The organism is Janthinobacterium sp. AD80 (genome assembly GCF_002878455.1).
GTDB lineage: Bacteria > Pseudomonadota > Gammaproteobacteria > Burkholderiales > Burkholderiaceae_D > Janthinobacterium.
Window position 1 is genome coordinate 1 of record NZ_NRDQ01000074.1, and the last position, 8,812, is coordinate 8,812.

The 8,812-nt window shown below is 62.4% G+C and carries 8 protein-coding genes; all 8 read left to right on the top strand.

Annotated features, from left to right (window positions below; all coding sequences use genetic code 11):
- Window positions 1-680, top strand: a 680-nt coding sequence (locus JaAD80_RS15520; protein ID WP_102295279.1) for a protein phosphatase CheZ, incomplete at its 5' end; no start/stop codon positions are given.
- Window positions 680-2,554 carry a chemotaxis protein CheA gene (locus JaAD80_RS15525; protein ID WP_102295281.1) on the top strand — a complete coding sequence of 625 codons (1,875 nt, stop codon included), beginning with the start codon at window positions 680-682 and terminating at the stop codon, window positions 2,552-2,554. The genes JaAD80_RS15520 and JaAD80_RS15525, both read left to right, overlap by 1 nt.
- Before the next feature lie 276 nt (window positions 2,555-2,830).
- Window positions 2,831-4,234 carry a 3-isopropylmalate dehydratase large subunit gene (gene leuC / locus JaAD80_RS15530; RefSeq protein WP_102295282.1) on the top strand — a complete coding sequence of 468 codons (1,404 nt, stop codon included), beginning with the start codon at window positions 2,831-2,833 and terminating at the stop codon, window positions 4,232-4,234.
- Window positions 4,235-4,406: 172 nt separating this feature from the next.
- Window positions 4,407-4,529 carry a lipoprotein gene (locus JaAD80_RS15535; protein ID WP_010400408.1) on the top strand — a complete coding sequence of 41 codons (123 nt, stop codon included), beginning with the start codon at window positions 4,407-4,409 and terminating at the stop codon, window positions 4,527-4,529.
- Between the two features lie 51 nt (window positions 4,530-4,580).
- Window positions 4,581-5,228, top strand: a complete 648-nt coding sequence (leuD, locus tag JaAD80_RS15540; protein WP_102295284.1) for a 3-isopropylmalate dehydratase small subunit — start codon at window positions 4,581-4,583, stop codon at window positions 5,226-5,228.
- A 10-nt stretch (window positions 5,229-5,238) separates the two neighbouring features.
- The gene (gene leuB, locus JaAD80_RS15545; RefSeq protein ID WP_102295286.1) at window positions 5,239-6,309 is read left to right on the top strand and encodes a 3-isopropylmalate dehydrogenase; all 1,071 of its coding nucleotides are present in this window, start codon (window positions 5,239-5,241) and stop codon (window positions 6,307-6,309) included.
- Between the two features lie 45 nt (window positions 6,310-6,354).
- Window positions 6,355-7,482 carry an aspartate-semialdehyde dehydrogenase gene (gene asd, locus JaAD80_RS15550; RefSeq protein ID WP_102295288.1) on the top strand — a complete coding sequence of 376 codons (1,128 nt, stop codon included), beginning with the start codon at window positions 6,355-6,357 and terminating at the stop codon, window positions 7,480-7,482.
- A gap of 227 nt (window positions 7,483-7,709) precedes the next feature.
- Window positions 7,710-8,812, top strand: a 1,103-nt coding sequence (locus JaAD80_RS15555) for a FimV/HubP family polar landmark protein (RefSeq protein WP_308410617.1), incomplete at its 3' end; no start/stop codon positions are given.

An 8,812-nucleotide genomic window follows, 5' to 3' on the forward strand; every position in this document is an offset into this window, starting at 1 on the left:
CCGCCGCCCCGGAAGCGGCGCCGGCGGCTGCCGCCGTAGCCGCCGACGCGGCTGACCCGGCCGATCCGGTCGACCAGTCCGACAAGCCGATGTTCGAGCGCCTGGGCGGCATCGTGCGCCTGCTGCACGATTCGCTGCGCGAACTGGGCTACGACAAGGCCCTGACGGAAGCGTCGTCGCAGATCGTCGACGCCCAGGACCGCCTGGAATATGTTGCCACCTTGACCGAGCAGGCCGCCAACAAGGTCCTGAACACGCTCGACGAAGGCATGCCGGCACAGGACGTGCTGTCGAAGAAGGCCAAGGACATGGACAGCCGCTGGACGGCCCTGTTCGACGGCAAGCTGAGCCTGGAAGAATTCAAGGCCTTGGCCGGCGACTCGCGCCAGTTCGCGCAAGCCGTGACGGAGGCAACGGAAGCGGAAAAAGCACGCTTGCTGGAAATCATGATGGCCCAGGACTTCCAGGACATCACGGGACAGCTGATCAAAAAAGTGGTCAATATCACCAAGACGGTGGAAAACGAGCTGGCCCAGCTGCTGCGCGACAACGCGCCGGCCGAAGTGCGCGAAAAACTCGCGCAGAAGCAGGATGCGCCGCTGATGCAGGGCCCGTCCGTGCCGTCGGTGGCGCTGGACCAGGATAATGTGGATGACCTTCTTGCGGATTTGGGATTCTAATGGACGATATGCTCAAGGATTTCGTCGTCGAGGCGATGGATCTTGCGGTTAATGTTGAAGAGCACTTATTGCGTCTCGAACGCGATCCGGATAACAAGGAAACACTGAATGCCGTGTTTCGTTCTTTTCACACCATCAAGGGCGGTGCCGGCTTCATGGGCCTGCCTGCGCTGGTGGCAGCCTGCCATCTGACGGAAAACCTGTTCGATGCCTTGCGCACGGGCGCCGCGCCCGTCACCCCGATCGCCATCGAGGCGGCGCTGCAAGCGTCCGGCTTTGTTGCCGACCAGCTTACGGAACTGGCTAACGGTTCCGCTCCGGAAAGCTTGCCGGCCATGCCGGAAGAGCTGGAACATATCCTGACGAACGCCATCGAAGGCAAGGGCATGGATGCGCCCGCCGCTGCCGCGCCCGCCGTGGCGGTGCAAGCCGTCGTGGCCGAAGTGCTCGTCTCCGCGCCCGCTGCTGCCACGTCCACTGCCAGCGCCGATGGCCTGGACTGGGAAGGCATGTATAACGCCGTCGTGCCGGCCGGCAGCCAGCTGGCCGTCGTGGCGGCACCAGCCGCCGCGGCCGCACCAGCCGCCGTGGCCGCCACGCCAGCCGCTGCCGCCGCCAAGCCGGCCGGCAAGAACTGGGATGGCGTCGATCGCCGCGAAGAGCGTCCCGACGTGCGCCACGCCGCGCCCGTCAAGGAAGACAGCATCCGCGTCGACGCCGTCAAGCTCGACGCCTTGCTGGAAGTGGCCGGCGAATCCGTGCAGGCCGCCAACCAGGCTGCCGTGCTGCTCGAGCGCTTGCTGCAATTCAAATTCGAAGGCCAGGCCGCCACCTTGATGGCGACCCTGGCGGAAACCCTGGAACGCGCCTCGCGCTACTCGACGGAACTGCAGCGGGCCACCCTGGCCACGCGCATGCAGCCCGTCGGCCGTCTGTTCCAGAAATTCCCGCGCCTGGTGCGCGAACTGGCGAAAGACCTGGGCAAGGATGTCGAACTGACCATCGAAGGCGCGGAGACGGAAGTCGACCGCGTGGTGGTCGACAGCCTGTACGATCCGCTCGTGCACATGCTGCGCAACTCGCTCGACCATGGCGTCGAATCGCCGGAAGCGCGCCTGGCCGCCGGCAAGCCAGCCAAGTCGTATATCTCGCTCAAGGCATGGCAGGAAGCCAACAGCGTCATGATCGTGCTGCAAGATGACGGCAAGGGCATGGACCCGGTATTCCTGCGCAGCAAGGCGCAGCAAAAGGGCCTGATCAGCGAAAACGCGCAACTCAGCAACGACGAGTGCTTCCAGCTGGTCTTCCTGCCGGGCTTCTCGACCAAGGAAGTCGCGTCCAGCGTTTCCGGCCGCGGCGTGGGCATGGACGTGGTGAAAACGGCCGTGGAGAAAAACCGCGGCGCCATCCATATCGAATCCATGCTGGGCAAGGGCACGAAGTTCGCCATCCGCCTGCCGATCGAACTGTCGATCGTGCCGACCATGCTGGTCTCCACCTCGGGCGCCGCGCTGGCGCTGCCGATGGCGGTGGTGCAGCGCGTCGTCGAATTGCCGGAAACCTTCATGGAAGTGGGCGGCGCGCCGGTCTTGAAAGACCAGGGCCGTCCATTGCCCGTGCGTTCGCTGGCCGGCGCCCTGGGCTACGAATCGTGCAGCGAGCGCGTCGGCATTGTTGTCGCCGCGCCACAGCCGTACATTCTTGCCGTGGAAGCCGTCGATGGCACGGCCGACCTGGTGATCAAGCCGATGACGGCCATCACCGTGGAAGGCATTACCGGTACCGCCCGCTCGGCCGAAGGCGAGCTGGTGCTAGTCGTGGGCCTATCTTTCCTGATGGATGGTTGCAGGGGAAGTGTGCGCATGGCTGCCTAGAAACACAGGCACGTACACCAAGCCCGCTGCGGACCTCTGCAGCGGGCTTTTTTTTCGGCTTTTTTCGATTTTTATTCGCCCCGCCGGCATTTTGGCGGATTTTCGTATCAGCAATTTTTTAGTCATATCCGCAAAGTGCGCCGAATTTTGTATCGCCCATCCTACGCTGGGGCGGCTTTTGGTTCTGCATTGCACAAAATATGGCATAATCATTGCCGATCCCTTCGATCAGTACGACAGATCACTTAAACAGGCTGTGGCAACGCTGCATATATCATGATGAAGACGCTTTACGACAAACTTTGGGAATCCCACGTTGTTCGGGCCGAAGATGATGGCACGACAATTCTGTACATCGACCGGCACCTGCTGCACGAAGTCACCAGCCCGCAAGCCTTTGACGGCCTCAGCGTGGCGGGCCGCCAGCCATGGCGCATTTCCGCCAACCTGGCCGTGGCCGACCACAACGTGCCCACCACCAGCCGCGTCGACGGCATCGCCGATCCGGTCTCGCGCCTGCAAGTGGAAACCCTGGACAAGAACGCCAAGCACTACGGCTTGACCTACTTCAACATGAACGACAAGCGCCAGGGCATCGTGCACGTGATCGGCCCCGAGCAGGGCGCGACCCTGCCCGGCATGACGGTGGTCTGCGGCGACTCGCACACGTCCACGCACGGTGCCTTCGGCGCGCTGGCGCACGGCATCGGCACGTCCGAAGTCGAGCACGTGCTGGCCACGCAGACCTTGCTGCAAAAGAAATCCAAATCCATGCTGGTGCAAGTCGACGGCGCCTTGCCGGCCGGCGTCACGGCCAAGGATATCGTGCTGGCGATCATCGGCAAGATCGGCACGGCCGGCGGCACGGGCTACTGTATCGAGTTCGGCGGCTCGGCCATCCGCGCGCTGTCGATGGAAGGGCGCATGACGGTGTGCAACATGGCCATCGAGGCGGGCGCGCGCGCCGGCATCATCGGCGTCGACGACACCACCATCAATTACGTCAAGGGCCGCCCGTTCTCGCCGGCCGGCCCGCACTGGGAACGCGCCGTGGCCTACTGGCGCACCCTGCACTCGGACCCGGGCGCGCGTTTCGACCTGGTCGTCACGCTCAATGCGCAAGAGATCGAGCCGCAAGTGACGTGGGGCACGTCGCCGGAAATGGTGATCGGCATCGATGGCCGCGTGCCGGACCCGGACAATGAAAAAGACAGCGTCAAGCGCGACGCCATCGAAAAAGCCCTCGTCTACATGGCCCTGAAACCGAATACGCCGATCACCGACGTGCGCATCGACAAGGTCTTCATCGGTTCCTGCACCAATTCGCGCATCGAGGACTTGCGCGCGGCCGCCGCCGTGGTGCGCGGCAAGTACCGCGCCTCGAACGTGACCCTGGCGCTGGTCGTGCCCGGTTCCGGCCTCGTCAAGGACCAGGCGGAACGCGAAGGCCTGGACCGCATCTTCAAGGATGCCGGCTTCGAGTGGCGCGAACCTGGCTGCTCGATGTGCCTGGCCATGAATGCGGACCGCCTGGAACCGGGCGAACGCTGCGCCTCCACCTCGAACCGCAACTTCGAAGGCCGGCAAGGGCAGGGCGGGCGCACCCACCTGGTGTCGCCCGCGATGGCGGCCGCGGCCGGTATCGCCGGCCACTTTGTCGACGTGCGGGCATTGCGATGAATTAAGGGAGTTGCGTGGTAACGCAGCCAAATTCCGGGGTCAGACCCGCCGGGGGAATTTTTTTTTTTTTTTTCCAGTGGAAAAAATTCCGAGCCGTAGGACTGACCCCAGCTTTAAGCCGCTGGGTTACACTGATGCTTCCGGCTTTCTCAATATACGCATAAAAATCATCATGAAAAAACTCTTCGCCCTCCTCATCGCCACCGTCATCCTGTCTGGCTGCAACACCGTATCCGGCATCGGCCGCGATGTGCAGAAAGTCGGCCAGGTTGTCACTGGCGCCGGCGGAAAATAAACCGTGGCGGGCCGGTGCAGCGCGCCGCCCGTCCTACCGAGTAGAAACAGCATGGATAAATTTACGATTTACGAAGGCCTGGTCGCCCCGCTGGACCGCGCCAACGTCGACACCGACGCGATTATTCCGAAGCAATTCCTGAAGTCGATCCACCGCAGCGGTTTCGGCCCCAACCTGTTCGACGAATGGCGTTATCTCGACCATGGCGAACCGGGCCAGGACAACAGCCGCCGCCCGCTGAACCCGGAGTTCGTGCTCAACGAGCCGCGCTACCAGGGCGCTTCGATCTTGCTGGCGCGCAAGAATTTCGGCTGCGGCTCCTCGCGCGAACACGCGCCTTGGGCGCTGGATCAATACGGTTTCCGCGCCATCATCGCGCCATCGTTTGCCGACATCTTCTTCAATAACTGCTACAAGAACGGCTTGCTGCCCATCGTGCTGCCGGAAACGCAGGTCGAGCACCTGTTCAATGAAGTCAAGGCTTTCCCCGGCTTCAAGCTGGTGGTGGACCTGGAACAGCAATGCGTGCGCACCAGCAATGGTTCCGTGTCGTATCCATTCGAGATCGATGCCTTCCGCAAATATTGCCTGATGAATGGACTCGACGATATCGGCCTGACCCTGCGCCACGCCGACGATATCCGCGCCTTCGAAGAACGTCACCTGAATAGTCAGCCCTGGTTGGCCAACGTAATCTAAAGATCACTCCATGAAAATTGCAATCTTACCCGGCGACGGCATCGGTCCTGAAATCGTCGCGCAAGCCGTCAAGGTACTGAATGTACTGGGCGAATCGTTCGAGCTGGAAAGCGCGCCCGTGGGCGGCGCCGGCTATGCGGCCCATGGCCACCCTTTGCCGGAAGGCACCCTGGCGCTGGCGAAAGCGGCCGATGCCGTGCTGTTCGGCGCTGTCGGCGATTATCAATACGACAATCTGGAGCGCCAGTTCCGTCCGGAACAGGCGATCCTGGGCCTGCGCAAGAACCTGGGCCTGTTCGCCAACCTGCGTCCGGCGATCCTGTATCCGGAACTGGCGGGCGCCTCGACCCTGAAGCCGGAAGTGGTTTCCGGCCTGGATATTTTGATCATCCGTGAATTGACGGGCGACATTTATTTTGGCCAGCCCCGTGGCGTGCGCGAGTGCCCGGACGGCCCGTTCAAGGGCCAGCGCGAAGGTTTTGACACCATGCGCTATGCGGAAGGCGAAATCCGCCGCATCGCCCACGTGGCCTTCCAGGCCGCGCAAAAGCGCGACAAGCGCCTGACCAGCGTGGACAAGGCGAACGTGCTGGAAACCTTCCAGTTCTGGAAAGACATCGTCATCGACGTGCACAAGGAATACCCGGACGTGGCGCTTGACCACATGTATGTCGACAACGCGGCCATGCAGCTGGTGCGGGCGCCGAAGAAATTCGACGTCATGGTGACCGGCAACATGTTCGGCGACATCCTGTCGGACGCGGCCGCCATGCTGACGGGGTCGATCGGCATGCTGCCGTCCGCTTCGCTGGACGCCAACAACAAGGGCCTGTACGAGCCGTCGCACGGTTCGGCGCCCGATATCGCCGGCAAGGGCATCGCCAATCCGCTGGCGACGATCTTGTCGGCCGCCATGATGCTGCGCTATTCGCTGAACCGCGAAGCGCAGGCCGACCGGGTGGAAGCGGCCGTGAAGAACGTATTGGCGCAGGGCTTGCGCACGGCCGACATCCATGAAGCGGGCACGACTTTGGTCGGTACCGAGGCGATGGGTGATGCAGTTGTAAAAGCGCTGGGATAAAATAGTCTAATGACGGCAGTCGCCGTCTCATCTTGAGGAATGGTAATGAAATTAGTTGGCTTGGTAGGTTGGCGCGGTATGGTCGGTTCGGTCCTGATGCAACGCATGCAGGAAGAGGGCGATTTCGCCCACATCGAACCGGTGTTTTTCACCACTTCAAACACGGGCGGCGCGGCGCCGGCCATGGCGAAGAATGAAACCATCCTCAAGGATGCCAACAACATCGCCGAACTGTCCAAGTGCGACATCATTATTTCCTGCCAGGGCGGCGACTACACGAGCGCCGTGTTCCCGCAGCTGCGCGCCAGCGGCTGGAACGGTTACTGGATTGATGCGGCTTCGACCTTGCGCATGGAAAAAGACGCCGTCATCGTGCTCGACCCTGTCAACCTGCACGTCATCAAGGATGCGCTGGGCAAGGGCGTCAAGAACTACATCGGCGGCAACTGCACCGTGTCGTGCATGATGATGGGCCTGGGCGGCCTGTTCCAGCACGACCTGCTCGACTGGATGACGTCGATGACCTACCAGGCGGCATCGGGCGGCGGCGCCCAGCACATGCGCGAACTGCTGACGCAGTTTGGCACCATCAACGGCTCCGTCAAGGCGCTGCTGGACAACCCCGCTTCCGCCATCCTGGAAATCGACCGCCAGGTGCTGGCCACCCAGCACGGCTATTCCGCGGATGAAATCAAGCAGTTCGGCGCGCCGCTGGCCGGCAACCTGATTCCATGGATCGACAAGGACCTGGGCAACGGCCAGTCGAAGGAAGAGTGGAAAGCCGGTGCGGAAACCAACAAGATCCTGGGTCGTGGCGTCGATTTCGGCACCAAGGAAATCCCTGTCGACGGCCTGTGCGTGCGTATCGGCGCCATGCGCTGCCATTCGCAGGCGCTGACCATCAAGCTGAAAAAAGACGTGCCGCTCGATGAAATCAACGACATCATCGCCAGCAACAACGAGTGGGTGAAATTCGTGCCGAACACGCGCGAAGCGTCCGTGCGCGACCTGTCGCCAGCGGCCGTCACGGGCAGCCTGACGATCCCTGTCGGCCGCGTGCGCAAGATGAGCATGGGCGGCGAATATCTGTCCGCCTTCACCGTGGGCGACCAGTTGCTGTGGGGTGCGGCCGAGCCGCTGCGCCGCATGCTGCGTATTTTGCTCGACGCGTAACAAGAATAAATCAGCAAATAATTAGCAAATGATCAGCTATAAATCAGCAATAAATCAGCAGTAAAGCGCTGATGAGTATCAAGCCGGGGTGGTTTTCCCGGCTTTTTTTTCGTCCTGAGCCCGTCAAGGCTCAACCATGCGGAGCTTGCATAGCTCTGGGCATGATGATATGTTGATACCTCTGGAAAAGTAACAGTTTTCCCATGTCAACTAAGATGCCGCCAACTATGCCTGTACACACTCGTCCCCGGGTCGCCTCCCTTGCCATCAAAACGCTCAGCAGCGCTGTTGCCTGCGCAGTGTTATTGTCACCGGCGGCATACGCGGCCGAACTGGGCAAGATCACGGTGCTGTCCGCCGCCGGCCAGCCGCTACGCGCCGAGGTCGAGTTGTCGGCCATCAAGCCGGGCGAAGCTGCCAGCCTGCTGGCCAAGCTGGCGCCGCCGGATGCGTATCGCCAGGCCAATGTGGAATTCAATCCCGCCCTGAATGCCCTGACGTTTGCCGTGGAAAACCGCAATGGCAAGCCTTTCATTCGTATCAGCTCGGCACAGCCGGTGGCTGAACCGATGGTCGACCTGCTGCTGGAACTGAGCAGCAAGAGCGGGCGCCAGGTGCGCGAGTATGCGTTCGTGCTCGACACGCCGGAAGCGCGCCAGACGCGCGGCGCGCAGGTGGCGGCACCGGTAGAGCCAGGCAAGGCCAAGGCCGCCGCTGCCGCTGCCGCTGCTACTGATGCCGCACCGGCCGCGGCGAAAAAGGCCGCCAGCGAATACAAGGTCAGGACGGGCGACACGCTGAGCCGCATCGCCAGCGAACTGAAGCCGTCGGGCGTGTCGCTCGACATGATGCTCGTTGCTCTGTACCGCGCCAATCCCGATGCCTTCAAGGGCGAGAACATGAACCGCATGCAGGCGGGGCGCATCCTGGCCGTGCCGGGCGCGGACACCATCCGCGCCACCAGTGCGGCCGAGGCGAAGGGCGTGGTGACGGCGCACGCCATCGATTTCGAAGCCTACCGCAACAAGCTGGCGGGCCAGGTGGCCCAGAGCAAGCCGGCCAAGGCGGCGCAGGCGACGCAAAGCACGGCCGGCAAGATCGGCGCCACCAAGGTGCAGGAAAAGCCGACGGCCGTGAGCGAGTCGCAAGACAAGCTGAAACTGTCGAAGGCGGAACCGGCGGCCAAGGCCCCTGGCAAGAGCGCCGTGGCCAGCGAGGAAGACAAGATCGCCAAGGTGAAGCAGGTCGATGAAGCGGCCGCCCGCGTCAAGGAACTCGAAAAGAACGTCAGCGACCTGGAAAAGCTGATGGCCGTGAAGAGCAAGGCCAT